The organism is Micromonospora sp. NBC_01392 (assembly GCF_045040125.1).
In the GTDB taxonomy this organism is placed as follows: domain Bacteria; phylum Actinomycetota; class Actinomycetes; order Mycobacteriales; family Micromonosporaceae; genus Micromonospora.
Map to the genome: position 1 here is coordinate 6,046,386 of NZ_CP109549.1, position 19,894 is coordinate 6,066,279.

15 protein-coding genes are annotated in these 19,894 nt (G+C 74.3%); 8 read left to right on the top strand and 7 right to left on the bottom strand.

Translation table 11 applies throughout. The features are described from left to right. Positions 1–5: 5 nt before the first annotated feature. From OG767_RS26255 to OG767_RS26270, 4 genes are all read left to right on the top strand, one after another. Positions 6–1,055 (top strand): carbohydrate ABC transporter permease, encoded by a 1,050-nt coding sequence (locus OG767_RS26255; RefSeq protein WP_405090936.1) that lies wholly within the window; start codon positions 6–8, stop codon positions 1,053–1,055. Position 1,056: 1 nt separating this feature from the next. After that, complete coding sequence (locus tag OG767_RS26260) at positions 1,057–2,016, top strand: carbohydrate ABC transporter permease (RefSeq protein ID WP_405090937.1); 960 nt, start codon at positions 1,057–1,059, stop codon at positions 2,014–2,016. Positions 2,017–2,081: 65 nt separating this feature from the next. Continuing rightward, positions 2,082–3,152, top strand: coding sequence for a LacI family DNA-binding transcriptional regulator (locus OG767_RS26265; protein WP_107157060.1), 1,071 nt, complete (start codon positions 2,082–2,084; stop codon positions 3,150–3,152). 40 nt (positions 3,153–3,192) lie between these two features. Then, positions 3,193–4,836 (top strand): glycoside hydrolase family 13 protein, encoded by a 1,644-nt coding sequence (locus tag OG767_RS26270; protein ID WP_405094317.1) that lies wholly within the window; start codon positions 3,193–3,195, stop codon positions 4,834–4,836. A gap of 59 nt (positions 4,837–4,895) precedes the next feature. Here OG767_RS26270 and OG767_RS26275 read toward each other — a convergent pair whose 3' ends face one another. From OG767_RS26275 to xylA, 3 genes are all read right to left on the bottom strand, one after another. Further along, positions 4,896–6,362: an MFS transporter gene (locus OG767_RS26275; RefSeq protein ID WP_405090938.1), complete on the bottom strand. Its 1,467-nt coding sequence runs from the start codon at positions 6,360–6,362 to the stop codon at positions 4,896–4,898. 107 nt (positions 6,363–6,469) lie between these two features. Then, entirely contained in the window at positions 6,470–7,960 is a 1,491-nt protein-coding gene (locus tag OG767_RS26280) for a xylulokinase (protein WP_405090939.1), read from the bottom strand. A gap of 11 nt (positions 7,961–7,971) precedes the next feature. Beyond that, complete coding sequence (gene xylA, locus OG767_RS26285; protein WP_405090940.1) at positions 7,972–9,159, bottom strand: xylose isomerase; 1,188 nt, start codon at positions 9,157–9,159, stop codon at positions 7,972–7,974. Between the two features lie 51 nt (positions 9,160–9,210). Here xylA and OG767_RS26290 point away from each other — a divergent pair, with 51 nt between their 5' ends. From OG767_RS26290 to OG767_RS26300, 3 genes are all read left to right on the top strand, one after another. Further along, positions 9,211–10,476 carry an ROK family protein gene (locus OG767_RS26290; protein ID WP_405090941.1) on the top strand — a complete coding sequence of 422 codons (1,266 nt, stop codon included), beginning with the start codon at positions 9,211–9,213 and terminating at the stop codon, positions 10,474–10,476. 138 nt (positions 10,477–10,614) lie between these two features. Continuing rightward, on the top strand, positions 10,615–12,282 hold the full coding sequence (locus tag OG767_RS26295; RefSeq protein WP_405090942.1) for a SpoIIE family protein phosphatase: 1,668 nt from the start codon (positions 10,615–10,617) through the stop codon (positions 12,280–12,282). After that, positions 12,279–13,274: a B12-binding domain-containing protein gene (locus tag OG767_RS26300; RefSeq protein WP_405090943.1), complete on the top strand. Its 996-nt coding sequence runs from the start codon at positions 12,279–12,281 to the stop codon at positions 13,272–13,274. Before OG767_RS26295 ends, OG767_RS26300 begins: the two co-directional genes overlap by 4 nt. A gap of 65 nt (positions 13,275–13,339) precedes the next feature. On the opposite strand, the gene OG767_RS26305 is transcribed toward OG767_RS26300, so the two are convergent. Beyond that, positions 13,340–13,918, bottom strand: coding sequence for a MarR family winged helix-turn-helix transcriptional regulator (locus OG767_RS26305; protein WP_281937501.1), 579 nt, complete (start codon positions 13,916–13,918; stop codon positions 13,340–13,342). A 95-nt stretch (positions 13,919–14,013) separates the two neighbouring features. Here OG767_RS26305 and OG767_RS26310 point away from each other — a divergent pair, with 95 nt between their 5' ends. After that, the gene (locus OG767_RS26310; protein WP_405090944.1) at positions 14,014–15,147 is read left to right on the top strand and encodes a PP2C family protein-serine/threonine phosphatase; all 1,134 of its coding nucleotides are present in this window, start codon (positions 14,014–14,016) and stop codon (positions 15,145–15,147) included. Here OG767_RS26310 and OG767_RS26315 read toward each other — a convergent pair. The 3 genes from OG767_RS26315 to OG767_RS26325 all read right to left on the bottom strand — a co-directional run bounded on the left by OG767_RS26315 (position 15,141) and on the right by OG767_RS26325 (position 19,803). Then, entirely contained in the window at positions 15,141–16,622 is a 1,482-nt protein-coding gene (locus OG767_RS26315; protein WP_281937505.1) for a sugar transferase, read from the bottom strand. The genes OG767_RS26310 and OG767_RS26315 overlap by 7 nt on opposite strands. 214 nt (positions 16,623–16,836) lie before the next feature. Further along, positions 16,837–18,591, bottom strand: coding sequence for a VWA domain-containing protein (locus tag OG767_RS26320; RefSeq protein ID WP_405090945.1), 1,755 nt, complete (start codon positions 18,589–18,591; stop codon positions 16,837–16,839). 177 nt (positions 18,592–18,768) lie between these two features. Continuing rightward, positions 18,769–19,803, bottom strand: a complete 1,035-nt coding sequence (locus OG767_RS26325; RefSeq protein WP_405090946.1) for a lactonase family protein — start codon at positions 19,801–19,803, stop codon at positions 18,769–18,771. Positions 19,804–19,894: the final 91 nt, after the last annotated feature.

Here is a 19,894-nt window from a genome sequence, read left to right on the forward strand (position 1 = left end):
GGTTGATGGAGTTCGACTTCGCGGCGGAACAGCCGAAGTTCCTCATGCTGATGTACGGGCTGATCGCTTTCGTCGCGGTGGTGGGCGGGCTGCTCCTGCTCCTCGACGTGGTGCCGACCTGGCTCGCCCGGCGGCGGGAGGCGCAACTGGTCGCGGCCTCGGTGGGTGGCGGACCGGCACCCCGGCGGCGCAAGCCGCGCGAGGGCGCCTTCGCGTTCTTCTTCCTGCTGCCGACGCTGCTGCTGCTGACCATCGGGCTGGTGGTCCCGGCCATCCGCACCACGCTGCTCTCCTTCATGGACGCGCGCAGCACGAACTGGGTGGGGCTGGACAACTACACCTGGATGTTCGACGAGGACTCGATCGTCCGGGTGCTGATCAACACGCTGATCTGGGTGCTGCTGGTGCCGCTGGCGGCCAGCGCGTTCGGCCTGATCTACGCGGTCCTGGTGGACAAGGCCCGGTTCGAGTCAGTCGCCAAGTCGCTGATCTTCCTGCCGATGGCGATCTCGTTCGTGGGCGCCGCCATCATCTGGCGGTTCATCTACGCCTACCGCGGTGACGAGCAGGAGCAGATCGGCCTGCTCAACCAGATCGTGGTCACTCTCGGCGGCGAGCCGAAGCAGTGGCTGCTGGACTCGCCGTTGAACACGTTCCTGCTCATCGTGATCATGGTCTGGATCCAGGCCGGCTTCGCCATGGTGGTGCTCTCCGCGGCCATCAAGGCCATCCCGGCGGACATCATCGAGGCCGCCCGGCTCGACGGCACCACCGCGTGGCAGATGTTCTGGCGGATCACCATGCCGAGTATCCGGCCGGCGCTGATCGTGGTGGTGGTGACGATCTCCATCGCCACGCTCAAGGTCTTCGACATCGTCCGGACCGCCACCAACGGCAACTACGACACCAACGTGATCGCGACCGAGATGTACAACCAGGCGTTCCGGTACGGCGAGAACGGGCAGGGCTCGGCGCTCGCGGTCTTCCTCTTCGTCCTGGTCCTGCCGCTCGTGATCTACCAGATCCGCAACCTGCGCAAGCAGCGGGAGGGCTGACATGACGACCGCCACGCCCACCGTCGGAGCCGGCGTCCAGGCCACCGGCCCGACCACCCGGGGCGCCCGGGTCCGCAAGCGGCTCAACAGCCGCACCGCCACGCTGGTCTCGATCGTGCTCGCGCTGCTCTGGACGATCCCGACCTTCGGCCTCTTCGTCTCCTCGATCCGGCCCGAGGACCAGATCAAGTCCACCGGCTGGTGGACGTTCTTCCGCGACCCCCAGTTCACCCTCCAGAACTACCAGGAGGTGCTGTTCAGCAGAGGTTCGTCGGGGCAGCTCGCCAGCTACTTCATCAACTCGCTGGCGATCACCGTCCCGTCGGTGCTGTTCCCGATCGCGTTCGCCTCGCTGGCCGCGTACGCGCTGGCCTGGATCAACTTCAGGGGCCGGGACTGGGTCTACATCGGGATCTTCGCGTTGCAGATCGTGCCGCTCCAGATGGCCCTGGTGCCGCTGCTGCGGTTCTTCTCCACCGGCGTCACCGTCGCCGGCGTCCAGATCATGCCCGCGTGGGACCTGGTCGACGAGCAGAAGTTCGCCCAGGTGTGGTTCGCCCACACCTGCTTCGCGCTCCCGTTCGCCGTCTACCTGCTGCACAATTTCATCTCGCAGCTCCCGGGCGACCTGATGGAGGCGGCCCGGGTCGACGGCGCCACCCACCCGAAGATCTTCCGCACCATCGTGCTGCCGCTGATCACCCCGGCGCTGGCGGCGATCGGCATCTTCCAGTTCCTCTGGGTCTGGAACGACCTGCTGGTCGCGCTGATCTTCGCCGGTGGCGGCGACGAGACCGCCCCGCTGACCGTCCGGCTCGCCGAGCTGGCCGGCACCCGGGGCAACGAGTGGCAGCGGCTCACGGCCGGCGCGTTCGTGTCGATCGTCGTACCGCTGATCGTGTTCCTGTCCCTCCAGCGCTACTTCGTGCGGGGCCTGCTCGCCGGCAGCGTCAAGGGTTGATCCACCGTCCCGCCGCCGCCGGTGTGCCGGCGGCGGCGGGACACGGGTCGCAGCGGGGAGCCACGATGACCAAGATTGACGACGTCGCCCGCCTGGCCGGGGTCTCCACGGCCACCGTCTCCCGCGCGTTGCGCGGCCTGCCGACGGTCTCGGCCGCCACCCGCCGCCGGGTGCTCGCCGCCGCCGAGCAACTCCAGTACGCGGTCTCGCCCAGCGCCTCCCGGCTCGCCGGCGGCCGGACCGGCACCGTCGCCGTGGTGGTCCCGCGGATCACCAGGTGGTTCTTCGGCACCGTGGTGGAGGCGGTCGAGGACTCCCTCCAGCAACACGGCTACGACACGCTGCTCTACAACCTCGGTGGCCGGGAGCAGACCCGCCAGCGGGTGCTGCGAACGGCCAGCCTGCACAAGCGGGTGGACGCGATCATCCTGGTCGCCACGCCGCTGCGCGCGGCGGACGTGCACGCGCTCACCAAACTCGACCTGCCCGGCGTGACGATCAGCTCCGGCAGCGGAGTGCCCGGCTGGCCCTGCGTCCGGATCGACGACGTGGCCGCCGCCCGCACCGCCACCCGCCACCTGCTCGACCTCGGGCACACCCGGATCGCGCACATCTCCGGCGACCCGGACGACGAGCTGGCGTTCACCACCCACCTGGACCGGCGGCGCGGCTACCAGGAGGCGCTGCGCGCCGCCGGCCTCCGGCCCGACCCGAGCCTCGACGTCGAGTCCCAGTTCACCATCGACGGCGGCACCCACGCCACCGCCGAGCTGCTGGCCCGCGGCGAGCCGCCGACCGCCATCTTCGCCGCCTGCGACGAGATGGCGATGGGCGCGGTCAGCGCGCTGCGCGACGCCGGGCTGCGGGTGCCGCAGGACGTCAGCGTGATCGGCATCGACGACCACGACCTGGCCGGCGTGCTCGGGCTGAGCACCATCGCCCAACCCGCCGCCGACCAGGGGCGCCTCGCCGCCCGCATCCTGCTCGACCCGCTGGGGGCGGGCGCCGCCGACCCGTACCCCGGCCCGGTGCCGGCGCCGCGCGGGGCCGGCGGCGACGGACGGACGCCGACCTCGGTGATCCTCCCCACTCGGCTGGTCGTGCGGGACTCGACCGCGCCGCCCCGGGCACACTGAACGGACCCGTTCGTCAGGCATCCACGACAGGGAGAAGGCGCTGAACACCGACGCGACGCAGCAGGCCCCGGCCACCGGCTGGTGGACCGAGGCAGTCATCTACCAGGTCTACCCGCGCTCGTTCGCGGACTCCGACGGTGACGGCATCGGCGACCTCCCGGGCATCACCGCCCGCCTCGACCACCTCGCCGAACTGGGGGTCGACGCGGTCTGGCTGTCCCCGTTCTATCCGTCCCCGCAGGCCGACGCCGGCTACGACGTGGCCGACTACCGGGACGTCGACCCGCTCTTCGGCACGCTCGCCGACGCCGACCAGATGATCGCCGAGGCGAAGGCCCGCGGCCTGCGGGTGATCGTCGACCTGGTGCCCAACCACACCTCGTCCGCGCACCGCTGGTTCACCGCCGCGGTGGCCGCCGCGCCGGGCAGCCCGGAACGGCAGCGGTACGTCATCCGGGACGGCAAGGGGCCGGACGGCGTCGAGCCGCCGAACGACTGGGAGAGCGTGTTCGGCGGGCCGGCCTGGACCCGGCTGCCCGACGGGCAGTGGTACCTCCACCTGTTCGACCCCGGCCAGCCGGACCTCAACTGGGACAACCCGGAGGTCCGCGAGGAGTTCCTCGGCGTGCTGCGCTTCTGGCTGGACCGCGGCGTCGACGGGTTCCGGGTGGACGTGGCGCACGGGCTGATCAAGCAGGCCGACCTGGCCGACTGGCAGGAGCCGCAGGAGATCCTCTCCGGCAACGAGGCGGACAAGCCCCGGCCGCCGATGTGGGACCAGGACGGCGTCCACGAGGTGTACCGGGAGTGGCGGCGGCTGCTCGACTCGTACGCCGGGGAGCGGGTCCTGGTCGCCGAGGCCTGGGTGGAACCGGCCGAGCGGCTGGCCCGCTACGTCCGGCCGGACGAGATGCACCAGGCGTTCAACTTCGAGTACCTGATGGCCGCCTGGACCGCACCCGCCCAGTACGCGGTGATCACCCGCTCGCTGGAGGCCACCGACGCGGTCGGCGCGCCCACCACCTGGGTGCTGTCCAACCACGACGTGGTCCGGCACGCCTCCCGGCTCGGGCTGACCACCGGCGGCGGCCGGATGAACGGCATCGGCGTCGACGACCCGCAGCCGGACGTGGCGCTGGGCCTGCGCCGGGCCCGGGCGGCCAGCCTGCTGATGCTGGCGCTGCCCGGCTCGGCCTACCTCTACCAGGGCGAGGAGCTGGGGCTGCCGGAGCACACCACGCTGCCCGACGAGGCCCGGCAGGACCCGACCTGGGCGCGCAGCGGGCACACCCAGCGCGGCCGGGACGGCTGCCGGGTGCCGATCCCGTGGGAGGCCGACGCCCCGTCGTACGGCTTCGGCCCGACCGACGCGAGCTGGCTGCCCCAGCCGCCGATCTGGGCCGAGTACGCGCTGGACCGCCAGCGCGGGGTGCCCGGCTCGACGTACGAGCTGTACCGGACCGCGCTGCGCCTGCGCCGGGAGCACGGACTGGCCCGGGGCCCGATGCGCTTCCTCTCCTCCGGCGACGAGGTGCTCACCTTCACCAACGGCGACCTCACCGTGCTGACCAACTTCGGCCCCGAGCCGGCCCCGCTGCCCGACGGCGCAACAGTGCTGGCCGCCAGCGCCCCCCTGACGGACGCCACCGTCCCCACCGACGTCACCGTCTGGCTGGCGGCGTAAGGAGGGGCCCCCTGTTAACGCCTCCGGTATAGATGGGGCCCCCTCTTGACACCCACCTGTTAAGAGGGGGCCCCTCCTTCGAGGCGGTCGAGGCCGTCGCGGCGGTCGAGGCGGTCGAGACGGTCGGCGCGGGCGTGCAGCAGGTCGTGCACCTGCGCGATGTCGCGGGGGGACGTCCGGGCCGCCAGCCAGTACATGATTCCGGTCGGGACGAAGAAGAGCTGGAACGCGGCCAGCCCGACCGCGTAGTTCAACGGCGGCGGGAACGCCACCCGCAGCGCGGCGAACGCCACCCCGACCAGCCCGTTGCCGGCCGCCCGGCCGACGCCGTTGACCAGGTTGCCGAGGCTGTAGACCGTGCCCCGGTGCTCGGGCGGGTTGACGTCGGCGATCAGCGCGAACCAGTTGGGCGAGTTGGCCGAGGTGAGCGCCAGCGCCACCACGGCGGTGAGCAGGCTCAGCCCGATCGTCGGCTCGGTCAGCACGCTGGACAGCACCGCCGCCACCACCGCGCCGGAGCTGCCGCCGTCCGGCACGTCGATGCGCAGCGGCACGAAGAACAGGACCAGGTAGAACGGCACGGCCGCGAGGACGCCCACGGCCGCGACCCGGGCCCTACCGCTCGGGGTACGCCGTTGCAGCGCGTCGCCGACCAGCCCACCCACGATGGAGAGCACGCCGCCGAGCTGGAACAGGGTGGCGAAGACGCTGCCCACCACCACCGCGGTGGCCGCCGAGTAGCCCTGTGCCTCGGCCCGCTGGCTGAACAGCACCGGCAGCCAGACCAGCGAGCCGAACGCGGCCTGCGCGGTGAGCCCCTGGAGGATCAGCCAGCGGTTGGTCCGCCGGGCCAGGATCCGGGGCAGGTCGGCGCGGCTGATCCGGTAGTCGTACTCGCCCCCGGCGTCCAACGCCTCGGCCAGCTCCGGCTCGCTCTGCCCGCGCCGGATGTCGTAGGTGAACAGGTACGCCATGGTGGCGGCCAGGCCGACGCCGGTCAGCAGCAGGAACGGTCGCCGCCAGTCGGTCGCGCCGAGCAGCCCGCCGACCAGCGTGCCGGCCAGCGTGCCGACGCCCTGGGACAGGCCCCAGAAGCTCATCACCAGCCCGCGGCGGCGCGGCGAGATCAGGTCGGTGACCACGGAGAAGCCCACCGAGCCGACCGCGCCCAACCCGACCGCGGCGACGAGCTGGGCGACCAGGAACGTCGAGTAGTGCCCGGCCAGCGCGCTGCCGCCGGTGCCGGCCGCCCAGATCAGCGTGCCGACCATGAGCAGCGGCTTGCGGTTGGTGCGGTCCCCGACGTACGCCCAGCCCACCGCCGCCACGGCGCTGACCAGGAAGCTGACGGCGGTGACCAGGCCGAGCAGCCGCTGCGGTACGCCGAGCGCGCCGGAGATCGGCCCGTACAGCGGTGGCACCAGGCCGATCGCCACGTTGTCAAGCGAGGCGAGCACGACGAAGACCACGACGCTGTAGAACCGGTGCGCCGCGTTCCCGCGCCGGGAGACCCTCGTGCCGCTCATGCCGGCAGCCAACCAGGCCCGCGCCCCTCGCGCAGCGCGACCCCCCGGTGCGCCCGGTGTTAAACGGGGCCCCTTCTGTGCGGGAGGCGTTAACAGGGGGCCCGGCCTTACCCCCGGGCGTGGGTGTAGTGGGTGCGGATGGTGGGGACGGGGGCGGCGGTGTACTCCTCGGTGTCGCCGATGGACCAGGTGGGCGGCGTGTCACCGCCCAGCGCCACCCAGGCGGCCTGTCGGGCCGCGCCGTCCGCGACGTACTCGCCCGGCGGAGGGACCACCACCGGGCGGCCGAAGACCTGCGGCGCGATCCGCCGGACCGCGGCGGAACGGGCGCCGCCGCCGACCAGGATGATCCGGTCCGCGCGGGCGCCCTGCGCGAGCAGCGCGTCGAGGCCGTCGGCCAGCCCGCACAGCAGCCCCTCGACGGCGGCCCGGGCCAGGTGCGCCGGGGTCGAGGTGCCGAGCGTGAGGCCGTGCAGGCTGCCGGTGGCGTGCGGCCGGTCCGGGGTCCGCTCCCCCTCCAGGTACGGCACCAGCACCAGCCCGTCCGCGCCGGCCGGGGCGGACAGCGCCAGCTCGCCGAGCGTGTCCAGGTCGACACCGAGCAGCGTCGCGGCGGCGTCCAGCACCCGGGCCGCGTTCAGCGTGGCGACCAGTGGCAGGAACCGCCCGGTGGCGTCCGCGAAGCCGGCCACCGCGCCGCTCGGGTCGGCGGCCGGCGCGTCGGCGACCGCGAAGACGGTGCCGGAGGTGCCGATCGAGACGATCACGTCGCCGGGACCGGCGCCGACGCCGAGGGCCGCCGCGGCGTTGTCCCCGGTGCCCGGGCCGAGCAGCACCGACCCGGCGCCGCCGGACGGACCGACCGCGCCGGCTGCCCCGCCGCCGGACGAGCGGGCGGCACCGGACAGGTGCGCGGCCGAACCGCCGTCGAGCGCCGTCGGGTCGAGGTGCCCGGCCGCCTCGGCCGGGCCGAGCACCACCGGCACCCGCGGCCGCCGCCCGAAGGCGCGCTCCAGCAGGTCGAGCCGGTATTCGCCGGTACGCGGTGACCAGTAGCCGGTGCCGCTGGCGTCGCCCCGGTCGGTGCGTAGCGCGTCCAGCCCGGGCGCACCGGCCAGTTTCCAGGTCAGCCAGTCGTGGGGCAGGCAGACCGCGGCCACCCGGTCGGCGTTCGCCGGCTCGTGCCGGGCCAGCCAGCGCAGCTTGGTGGCGGTGAAGCTGGCCACCGGAACCGCGCCGGTGGCGTCGGCCCAGAACCGGCGGCCGGTCTCCCCGCCGCCGGCCTCCTCGACCAGTTCCCGGGCGGCGTCGGCGGACCGGGTGTCGTTCCACAGCAGCGCCGGCCGGACCACCTCGCCCGACTCGTCCAGGCAGACCATGCCGTGCTGCTGGCCGCCGACCGAGACGGCGGCCACGTCGGCCAGTCCGCCGGCCTCCGCGACCGCGGCGCGCAGCGCGTCCCACCAGGCGTACGGGTCGACCTCGGTGCCGGCCGGGTGCGGCGCGCGGCCCTGCCGGACCAGCGCGCCGGTCTCCGCGTCCCGGACCACCACCTTGCAGGACTGGGTCGACGAGTCGACCCCGGCGACGAGCGGCATGGCGGCCCGCCTCAGCGCGCGCCGAGCAGGTGCTCGACGGCGAGCTGATTGAGCCGGACGAAGCCGAAGCCCTTCGCGCCGGCGGCCTCCGGGTCGAACTCCTCGAACGCGGTCCGGTCGGCGAGCAGCTCGGCGTAGCCCTCGCCCGGGTTCAGCGTCGGCGTGGACAGCTCGGCCACCCGGCTGGCGGCGAGCGCCTCGGCCACCTCGGGGTCGGCGCGGAACGCCTTGGCCCGCTCCTTGAGCAGCAGGTACGTGCTCATGTTCGCGGCGGCCGACGCCCACACCCCGGCGATGTCCTCGGTCCGGGAGGGCTTGTAGTCGAAGTGCCGCGGGCCGTCGTACGCGGGGCCGCCGTCCGGGCCGCCGTGCTCCAGCAGGTCGACCAGGGCGAACGCGTTGAGCAGGTCGCCGTGGCCGAAGACCAGGTCCTGGTCGTACTTGATGCCGCGCTGGCCGTTGAGGTCGATGTGGAACAGCTTGCCCTGCCAGAGCGCCTGGGCGATGCCGTGGGCGAAGTTGAGCCCAGCCATCTGCTCGTGGCCGACCTCCGGGTTGAGCCCGACCATCTCCGGGCGGGCCAGGGTGGAGATGAACGCGATCGCGTGGCCGACGGTGGGCAGCAGGATGTCGCCGCGCGGCTCGTTCGGCTTCGGCTCGATGGCGAAGCGCAGGTCGTAGCCCTGGTCGACGACGTACTGGCAGAGCAGGTCGACGGCCTCGCGGTAGCGGTCCAGCGCGGCGCCGATGTTCTTGGACAGGTCGTACTCGGCGCCTTCCCGGCCGCCCCACATGACGAACGTCTTCGCGCCCAGCTCGGCGGCGAGGTCGACGTTGCGCAGCACCTTGCGCAGCGCGTACCGGCGCACGTCGCGGTCGTTGCTGGTGAAGCCGCCGTCCTTGAACACCGGGTGGGTGAAGAGGTTGGTGGTGACCATCGGCACGACCAGGCCGGTCTCGTCGAGCGCCTTGCGGAACCGGCTCAGCCGGGCGTCCCGGGTGGCCGCGTCCGCGCCGAACGGGACCAGGTCGTCGTCGTGGAACGTGATCCCGTACGCGCCCAGCTCGGCGAGGCGGTGCACCGCCTCGACGGCGTCGAGCTCGGGGCGGGTGGCGTCGCCGAACGGGTCGCGGGCGGTCCAGCCCACCGTCCAGAGGCCGAAGGAGAACTTGTCCGCGGGGGTGGGACGGGGTGCCATGGGGACCTCCGGTGGTGGTGTCGTCCGCGATTTGTTCAGCGGTTGAATTAAATGGCGGGGATGTGGCAGTGTCAAGTGGTGACCAGCGCCAGCACCGCCGGAGCGGTCCGGCAGGGCAGCCTGCGCGAGTTGAACCTCGCGGTCGTGCTCGGGCGGATCGCCGCCGCCGACCAGCCCCCGTCGCGGGCCGGGCTCGCCGCCGGGACCGGGCTGACCCGGGCCACCGTCTCCGCCGTCGTCGACGACCTGATCGCCGGGCGACTGGTCGCCGAGGCGGAGCCGGCCCCGCGGACCGGGGCGGGCCGGCCGGCGCGCGGCCTGGTGCTCGCCGCGGACGGTCCGGCCGGGTTGGGGCTGGAGGTGAACGTCGACTACCTGGCGGCCTGCGTCGTCGACCTGAGCGGCACGGTCCGGCACCACCTGGTCCGTCGCGCCGACCTGCGGCCGGTCTCCCCCGCCGACGCGCTCGACCGGCTCACCGCGCTGGCCGCCGAGGCGCGCGCCGCCGCCGTACGCGACGGGTTGACGCTGGCCGGCGCGACGCTGGCCGTGCCCGGCCTGGTGGGCGACGGCGGCCTGGTCCGGTTGGCCCCGAACCTCGGCTGGCGGGACGTGGACGTGCCGGCGCTGCTCGCCGGGCGTCCGCTCGTCGAGCCGGTCGACGGCGTCCCGCCGCTGGTGGTGGAGAACGAGGCCAACCTGGCGGCGCTGGGCGAGCTGTACGCCGGGCCGGCCGGCCCGCGCAGCTTCCTGCACATCACCGGCGAGATCGGCATCGGCGCCGGGATCGTGCTGGACGGCGCGCTCTACCGGGGCGCGCGCGGCTGGAGCGGAGAGATCGGTCACTTCCCGGTCCAGCCGCAGGGGCGGCCCTGCCGGTGCGGTGGCCAGGGCTGCCTGGAGCGGTACGCCGGTCAGGAGGCCATTCTCGCCGCCGCCGGGCTGCCCGGCGCGGAGCTGCCCGCCGACACCGCCGCCACCCGGCTCGCCGACCTGGCCGGGGCCGGGGACCGGGCCACGCTGGCCGCGCTGGCCGACGCCGGGGTGGCGCTGGGGGTGGCGGTGGCGGGCGTGGTGAACCTGCTGGACCTGGACACCGTGGTGCTCGGCGGCGGATACGCCCCGCTCGCGCCGTGGTTGTGCCCGCCGGTGGTGGCGGAGATCTCCCGACGGGTGCTCACCGCCGCCTGGTCACCGGTCACGGTGCGGCCCGCCGCGCTCGGCGCCCAGTCGGCCGCGGTCGGCGGCGCCACCTCGGTGGTACGCCGCATCGTCGACCGCCCGGTCGGCTGGCTCGCCCGCGCCGCGACCGGTTGAGCGGGGCCCCGCGCATTCCTCGACGGGCATTCGTCGCTCCCGCTCGGTACGCTTGCCGTCAGGCAACCTGTTCACGAGCGAGGAGTGCACCGACAGCATGCACACGGGTCGTCCGGCCGAAGCGCCCGGCCAGCGGCGGTGACCGCCGCGCGCCGGGGCGGCGTCGCCGGGCCGGTCAGCGGCGGCGGACAGGGCTGGCGGAAACGGCCCCGGCGGGTGGCCGGGGTCGCGCTGCCGGCTGACGACCGGCTCGCCCGCGAGCTGCTGGACGGGCTGGCCGAGGCCGTCGTGACGGTCGACCCGGCCGGCGTGGTGACCCTGGTGAACGCCATGGCGGCGGAGCTTCTCCCCGAGCTGACGCCGGGCGTCGTCCTGGCCGGCTGCCGGGTGTCCGCGCTGGCCGAGGCGGCCCGCGACGGCGCCGACACGTTCGAGGCCGAGCACCTCGGCCGGCGACTGCGCGGCCTGCGGCGCGGGCTGGCCGGGGAGCGTGGCGCCTGGTACGTGCGGGACGTCACCGAGGAGCACGCGCGTACCGACGCCCTGCTCACCGAACGGTCCCGGACCGCGTTCCTGGCCCAGGCCGGCAGCCGGCTCGGGCTCTCCCTGCACCGGGACCAGACGCTGCGCGCCGCCGTCGCCCTGCCGGTGCCCTACCTGGCCGACGTCGCCGTGGTGGTGCACCGACCGCCGCCGCCGGCCGAGGACGAGCCGCACTGGACCCGGTACGCCACCGGCGACTCCGGGCCGACCACCGGCGTGGTCGGCTGGCGGACCGTGGAGTCCGTCCCCGGCCTGGTCGAGGCGCTCGACGGCGACCTCACCGCGCCCAGCCCCTGGCTCGACGCCGAGCTGGCCGACCTGGCCGAGGTGCTCCCCGCCGACTTCGGCCGGCCGGGCACCGTGCTGATCAGCCCGATGCCGAGCGCCGGCGGTCCGGCCGGGGCGCTGGTCCTGGCCCGCCGCCCCGACCGGGCCGGCTTCGACCAGCGGGAGATCGCGCTGGCCCGGGAGTTCGCCGGCCGGGCCGGCGCCGCGCTGGCCGCCGCCGAGCTGTACGGCGAGCAGACCCACCTGGCCCGGGTGCTGCAGAACAGCCTGCTCCCGCCGGAGCTGCCCCGCCTGGCCGGGATGACGCTGGCCGGCGGCTACCGGGCCGCCGGGGACAGCCTGCGTATCGGCGGCGACTTCTACGACCTGTTCCCCACCGGCGACGGCGGTCTGTTCGCGCTCGGCGACGTCTGCGGCAAGGGCGTCGGCGCGGCCGTGCTGACCGGGCGGGTACGCCAGTCGTTGCAGACCCTGCGCCTGGTCGAGCAGCGCCCCCGGGAGCTGATGGAGCTGCTCAACCGCGCGCTGCTGGACGCGCCGGGCGCGGCCGCGCGGGCCCAGTTCACCACGCTCCTGCTCGGCACGCTGAGCCGGCAGCCCGACGGTGGGCTGCTGGTCCGGATGGCCGGCGGCGGGCACCCGGCGCCGCTGGTGGTCCGCGCCGGCGGCGGCATCGACGCGGTCCGGGTCGGCGGCATGCCGGTCGGCGCGCTGACCGCGGCCCGGTTCGCCGAGGTCGAGGTGCGGCTGGCCCCCGGTGACCTGCTGCTGGCGTACACCGACGGGGTCACCGAGGCCCGGGGCGGTCCCACCGAGCCGGCCATGTTCGGCGACGACCGGCTGCGGCAGGCGCTCGCCTCCGGGACCGGGCTGCCACCGGCCGCGCTCGTCGACCGGGTGCTCCAACTCGTGGACGAGTGGCTCGACGGGCAGCCGCACGACGACATCGCCATGCTGGCCGTGGCCGCCGCGTGAGCCCGTCCTGCCGGATCGGGCCGGAGACGCTCGCCGCGTACCTCGACCACCTGGACCGGGCCGACCGGGTCGGCGCCGTGGCGCTCGCCCGCGACCTGGTGGCCGCCGGCTGTTCGGTGGCGGACGTCCTGGTCGACCTGGTCGCGGTGGCGCAGCGGGAGATCGGCCGGCGGTGGCTCACCGGCTCGTGGAGCGTCGCCCAGGAACATGCCGCCACCCACGTCAGTGAGCTGGTGGTGGACGCGCTCGGCGCGAGCGTCGGCGCGCCGCGCCACGGCCTCGTGGTGGTGGCCTGCGTGGAGGGCGAGTGGCACGCGCTGGCCGCCCGGATCGTCAGCGAGGTGGTCCGGGCGGCCGGCTGGCGGGTGACGTTCCTGGGGGCCAGTGTGCCGGCCCGGCACCTGGTCTCCTACCTGCACCAGACCGGCCCGGAGGCGGTGCTGCTCAGTTGCGTGCAGCCGAACCGACTGGTGCGGGCGGCGCGGATGGTGGAGGCCAGTCGGGCCGCCGGGGTGCCGGTGCTGGCCGGCGGGCCCGGTTTCGGCCCCGAAGGCCGGTGGGCGACGGCGATCGGCGCGGCGGCGTGGGGCGCCAGCGCGCGGGACGCGGTGCGGTTGCTGGCCGGGCCGCTGCCCGCCGGCACGCACACCGGCCCGCCGCCGCCCCCGAGGGACGACGCGTACGTGGCGGTGCTGCACCGCCGGCGCGAGCTGGTCCGGCTCGCGCTGGGCGCGGTGGATCCGCCGCAGGAGAGCGTCGAGGATGTCGCCTCCGGCATCGCGCACCTGGTCGACGCGCTGGTGGCGGCGGTACGGGTGGACGACGACCGCCTGTTGCGGGATTTCGTCAGGTGGCAGGAGGAGGCGCTCACCGACCGCGGTGGCCGCCGCCTGCTGGACGACGTGCTCGCCACGCTGGAAGGGGCGCTGACCGAGTATCCCCGGGTGGCCGCGCGGCTGCGGACGGCGCGGGCCGCGGTCTCGGCCGGCTGACCGGCGTGGCGGGCCCCCGCCGGCGCGGCCCGGCGCCGGTGTCGACCGACGGCGGGGCCGCGGTGTCAGGCGGTGCGGACCGCCGAGGGGCCGTCGGGCGGGACCGGCTCGACGGGCCCGCGGGGCGCGCCCGGTCGACCGGGCGCCGGCGGCGCGCCCAGACCCACCAGCGGGTCGCCGATCCGCTCCCCGGAGGGGCGCAGCACCGGCCAGTCCTCGGCCACTGTCGCCTCGTCGCGGCGACCGACCTCGTCGAACTCCCGCATCCCGCGCAGCAGCGCCACCCGGCCCTCGGCGCTCATCCCGGCCAGGATCCGCGCCAGCCGGCGCCGCCGGTCGGCGCGCAGCTCGGCCAGGAGCCGATTGGCCGCCGGGGTGAGGTGCAGCGAGATCTCCCGGCGGTCGTAGCGGCCCGGCTCCCGCTCCAGCATGCCGGCCGCCACCAGCCGGTCGCAGAGCCGGCTGGCGGAGGAGAGCAGCATGTCGGTCAGCGAGGCGAGCCGGCGGAGGTTGATCCCGTCGTACTGCTCGACGACCATCACCGCGCGCAACTGGGCGCTGGAGAGGCGGCTCGTGGTCCGCTCCCGGGCCGCCTCCCAGACGGAGAGCAGGGTGCCCGCCGCCTCGTCCAGGGCGGCGGACATACTCGCTTCGGGTCCCACGGGACCGGGCTCCTCGGTCATGGTGGGCCCGAGACTACCCCGCGGCCCAGCCCGGCGACCTGTGCAAAGGAGCAAAGATGAGCGAAGCGGAGGCGCGCGCCCGCCGAAACGTGACGGACGCGCCGACTGATCTCATCGTGGCGCGCCTCGCCGACGAGCTGCGGCGGACGTACGGGATCACCCGGACCGAGCTGTACCAGGTCGACTACCGGCTCGCCGAGCTGCTGCCGCTGGGCGGCGGCGAGGCGCTGACCGGCCCCGGCCACCCGGCCTGGTACGCGTTCGACCACCAGGAGCCGGTGTTCGCCGACGGGACCGGCTGGTTCCCGGTGGGGATGCGGGGCGAACGACGCGGCGTGCTCCGGGTCTCGCCGGTGCCCGCCGACCCGGCCGCCCGCCGCGAGCTGGACACCGTCGCCACCGTGCTCGGGCACGAGGTGGCCGCCGTCACCTCGACCACCGACATCTACCTGAGCGCCCGGCGCAGCCGGCGGCTCACGCTGGCCGCCGAGATGCAGTGGGAGCTGCTGCCCGGTCGCAGCCGCATCCGCCCGTCGTTCAGCCTGGCCGGCCAGTTGGAGCCGGCGTACGCGGTGCGCGGCGACAGCTTCGACTGGTCCGACGACGGCCACCGGCTCTGGCTCGCGGTGCTCAACGGCTTCGGCGAGGGGGTGGCCGCGGCGTTGCTCACCTCGCTGGCCACCTACGCGCTGCGCAACGCGCGCCGCGCCGGGCTGGCCCTGGCCGACCAGGCCGCGTTGGCCGACCAGGCGGTCTACGCCCAGCACCGGGGCGAGCAGCACCTCTCCGTGCTCCTGATGGAGCTGGACCTGGCCACCGGGGCGCTGGTCGCGGTGGACGCCGGCTCCCCGCACCTGATCCGGCTGCGCGCCAGCGAGGTGACGTCCCAGGCGTTGGAGAAGCAGTTCCCGCTCGGCATGTTCGAGGGCACCGACTACCGCGAGCAGCGGTTCGACCTGGAGCGCGGGGACCGGCTCTTCGTGGTCAGCGACGGCGTGATCGACGCCACCGCAAACCGGGTCCGCTACGGCGAGTCGGCCCTGGACCGGTTCCTGCGCCGCACCAGCCCGATGGAGCCGCTGGACGCGGTCCGGTCACTCATCGGCGACCTGCGGGCCTTCGTCGCCGGTGACCTGGTGGACGACGCGGTGGTCGTCTGCCTGGACTGGCTGGGCCCCCAGGATCAGTAGGCGCCGCGGCTGCCCAGCACCGCGCCGAACGTCTTCCAGAGGATGGTCAGGTCCGCCGCGAGCGACCAGTTCTCCACGTAGTAGAGATCGAGCCGGATGCCGTCCTCCCAGCTCAGGTCGGACCGGCCGCTGACCTGCCAGAGGCCGGTCATGCCGGGCTTGACCAGCAGCCGGCGTGCCACGTCGCCGTCGTAGCGGGCCACCTCGGAGGGCAGCGGCGGGCGCGGGCCGACCAGGCTCATGTGGCCGAGCAGCACGTTGGCGAGCTGGGGCAGCTCGTCCAGCGACCACCTGCGCAGCAGTCGGCCCGTCCGGGTCACCCGGGGGTCGTCGCGCATCTTGAACATCAGGCCGTCGGTCTCGTTGCGCGCGGCCAGCTCGGCGAGCAGGGCGTCCGCGTTGACCACCATGGTGCGGAACTTGAAGACGCCGAACTCCTCGCCGCCCTGCCCGACCCGGGTCTGCCGGAACAGCACCGGGCCCCGGCTGTCCAGCTTGATGGCGAGCGCGAGCACCCCGAGCAGCGGCGAGAGCAGGAGCAGGGCGATCAGCGAGAGCGACCGGTCCACGAATCCCTTGACCAGCTTGCGGGCGCCGCGGAACTCGGGCGCCTCGACGTGGATCAGCGGCAGGCCGGCCACCGGACGGGTGTGGATGCGCGGGCCGGCCACGTCGGTCAGCGCCGGGGCCACCACCAGGTCGACACCGGTGCCCTCCAACTGCCAGCCCAGGCGGCGCAGCCGGGTGGCGGTCAGCTCACCGGACGCGGTGACCGCGACCGTGTCCGCGCCGATCGCGGTGGCCGCCTCCGGGATGCCCCGGAAGGACCCGACCACCGGCACGTCACCCAGCCGCTGCGGCACCGGGGCGAGCAGCGCGTCCGGGATGCACGCGCCGACCACCTGGTAGCCGGCGTACGGTTCCCGGCGCAGCGTGTGCACCAGCTCCAGCACGTGCGCGGTGTCGCCGACCACGAGCACCTTGCGGGACCAGCCGGCGCCCCGGTCGCGGGCGCGGTGCAGTCGCTTGCGCGCCGCGAACCGGGCCACCTCCAGACCGATCGTGCCGACCGCGAAGGAGATGGCCAGGAAGCCCCGGGAGACCCCGACGTCGGCGATGTAGCCGGCGATGGCGATGCCGCCGGCCAGCCGCAGGCTCGCGGCGCTGACCCGGCGGTACTCGTCCGCGCCGTAGCCGAGGACCTGGTCGTCGTAGCAGCGCATGGCCTTCAGCGACACCAACCAGACCAGCAGGAGCACCGGGGCGACCACCACGTACGGGATCTCGGACCCGGTGGGTTGTTCGTCACCGAACCGGGCCAGGTAGCCGGCCAGGATGGCCACGGCCAGCACGGCGGTGTCGAGCACCACCAGGACCCTGATGTAGGCCCGCTCCGCGGCTCGCGTCGTCGCACCGGGTCGATCACCCCCGGGACGCGACGTCCTGGCAGGTGTCAACAACGTCGCCGAGGTCACCGGTCCTCCCCACTTAACTCAGGACCGCCCCGTCCCCGCCCGGCCCCCGGTTGGAGGGCCTGCGGTCGAGGCACCCGGACATCATGCCAGGACAATTATGGTTACCGATTGATTCGGACACATTACCGTCAGTTCACCTCCCAGGTCTTGACCCGGGAAGCCTTCCGCCGCACCGGATCGCCGGCACGGCGGAAGATTATCGCTGAGTGCGGGATCAGCGCGGCGCGGGTGGCCGCAACGCGATCGCCTGGAGGAAGATTTCGCCGATCTTGCTCGGGTCGGTGGTCACGAACGCGCCGCCGCCGGTGACGTCCGTGATGGACTTCAGCTCGGCCCGGTTCACCTCGTTGCCGATGCCGATGATGATCACCTGGACCGGCTGCTCGTCGTCCCGGAGCTTCTTGAGCTGATCCAGCAGCGCCTTCTGCGAGATGCCGTTGTCGTCCTCGTTCTTGCCGTCGGTGAAGAGCACGATCGAGTTGACCTTGCCGGGCTCCCAGTCCTGCTGGACCTTCTTGTACGCCGCGAGCATGGTGTCGTACAGGCCGGTGTCGCCGCTGGAGGGCCGGATGGAGGCCAACCCGCGCTGCAACTCGCCCCGGTTGCCGGACAGCGGCCGGATGCCGACCAGCTCGTTCCAGTCCTGCGAACCCTTCAGGTTGGTGGAGAACGTCCACAGGCCGATCGACCAGGAGTCGTCGAAGAGCCCCAGCCCCTGACCGGCGGCGGCCACCGTGACCTGCTCCCGGCTGGCGCCGTTCGCGGTGGCCACCGGCTTCTTCATCGAACCGGAGACGTCGACGACACAGAGCATCCGACCGGACTGGGTGGCCACCGACCAGGTGGTGGTGGCCGTCGAGATGGCGACCGGGTCCAGGTCGGCCGCGCCGCCCTGACCGGACGGCGGGACCTGCTTCTCCCCACCGTTGGACGGGCTCGGCGCGCCCGTCGGGGCCTGGAAGCCCCGACCCCAGTTGCCGTCCGGCGCGCGCAGCGCCTGCGCGGCGAGCCGGTCCTTGAAGTCGGCGGAGCGCAGCGCCTCGAAGAGCACCCGGGCGGCCGACGCCTTGCTCGGCTCGATGCCGGGCAGCACCGCGAACGGGAAGTCCAGCGGGATCGGCGGCGGGTCGAGGTAGAGCGCGGCGAGCTTGATCGGCGGCTTCGTGTTGTTGTAGGCGATCACGTCCTCCTCGGACAGCGCCGCCGCGCCCAGCCCGTTGGCGATGGCCGTCGGGTCGGACGAACGCGGGAACCGCGCGAGCAGGTCCTGCCGCAGCGAGGAGCGGTTGGTGGCCAGCGCGCGCAGCGCCCCGACCATCGCCTCCTGCGCCTTCGGGGAGCCGGCCTCACCGGTGGAGCTGGCCGCCGCGGTGAGCGAGAGCAGGCCGGACAGGCCGGCCGCGTCCTGGGTCGGCTCGACGATCCCGGCCCGCAGCGGCTTGCTGGCGGTCACCTGCTGGAGCAGCTCGGACCAGCGGAACTCCTTGTCCGGCCAGCCGATCCGGGTGGCCACCGGCTCGGGCAGCGCGACCACCACCGGGCTGCGCGCGATCGAGGCGCCGTTGGCCGGGGCGAAGGCGCTCGCGCCGCCGGCCTTGAGCCGGACCAGCCAGGTCGAGGAGTCGGGCACCCAGACGTCGGGGGTGACCGCGGTGCCGCTGGCCTGCCCGACGCCGGCCAGCGTGGCGCCGTGCTTGCCCGCCACGGCGGCGGCCACGTCGACCGGCTCGGCCGAGGCAACGGTCACCGCGATGCAGGTGCCGCCGACCGCCGCGCCGTTGGCCACCCACTCGTCGGCGGCCCCCTGCACCGCCGGGGCGATCTCCGGGGCCGCCGACACCGACAGCTCGATCCGGCCCGAGCAGTTCGGGCCGGCCAGCTGCTGGTAACCGAACCAGGAACCGGCTACGACAGCGACGAGCGCGGTCGCCGCTGCGGCGGCGCCTGCTCCTCGGAGGTTGTGACGCATGCGATGGCGGCCAGACACGGTGACCATCTTGCGTATCTCGTGGGGTTACTGCCACAACCGTTCGGACGAAAGTTACGCAGGAGAAACAGTTGATCACTAAATCGGCACGCTGAGTTAGGAATCAGTGACCGAGGCGGCCACCGTCCACTGCGGATCGCGCGCTGCGTGACCGCTCCGTCACACCAGAACGCAGGTCGGACTCGCCACCGGCACCGGCTCCCCGACCGGCTCCGGCACCCCGCTGCCCGGGTCCACCCGGAAGACCCGCACCAGGTCGGCCCGCTCGTCGGCGACGTACAGGTGCGATCCGGCCAGCGCGAAGTGCCGGGGCCAGCCACCGCCGGCGTCCACCTCGGCCACCAGCTCCGGCGTCTCGCCCGCCAGCGCGAAGACGGCCACCGTGCCGACGCCGCGGTTGCTGACGTAGAGGAAGTTGCCGTCCGGCCCGACCGCCACCCCGGCCGGCTGCACGTGCCCGGTCCGGCCGCTGGCGTCGACCCGGACCCGCTGGCGCAGCCCGTCCGGCGTCAGGTCGTACCCGGTGACCGTGGCGTCCAGCTCACCGACCAGCCAGCAGCGCCGCCCGTCCGGATGCCGGGCCAGATGCCGCGGCCCGGTGCCGGCCGGCGTCCGCAGCCGCGGGCCCCGGGGCACCAGCCGCCCCGAGGCGGCGTCGAGGTCGTACCGGTAGACCGAGTCGGTGCCCAGGTCGACGGCGAGCAGCGGCCCGCCGGCAGGGTCGGGCGAGACCATGTGGCAGTGCGCCGCCTCCTGCCGCTCCGGATCGGCGCCGTGCCCCTCGTGCCGCACCAGGTCGGTGCGCTCCCCCGGCACGCCGTCGGCGTCCAGCGGGAACACCGCCAGGCTGCCGCCGCCGTAGTTCGCCACGAACACGTGCCGCCCGTCCGGCGCGATCGCGAGGTGGCACGGCTCGGCCCCGCCGGTCGGGCGTACGCCCAGCGCGGTGAGCCCGCCGTCCGGGGCCACCCGGAAGGCGCTCAGCCCGCCCTCGGGAAGCTCGTTGACGGCGTACAGCACCGGCTGCCCGGGGTGCCGGGCCAGGAACGACGGCGACGGGGTGACCGCCACGGTGCCGAGCGGGGTCAGCGCCCCGGTCGTCGGGTCACGCCGGGCCGCGACGATCCCCTCGGCCCGCCCGTCCGACTCCGCCGTGTAGCCCCCGATGTGGACGACCTCGTGCTGCCCCGCCACCGTTTCCCACCTTCCGTCGGTCCTGCTGCGATCCAACCAGGCTTCCCGGGCGGTCGCCCGGTCAGTCGTCGAACGCCGCCCCGACCGGCGG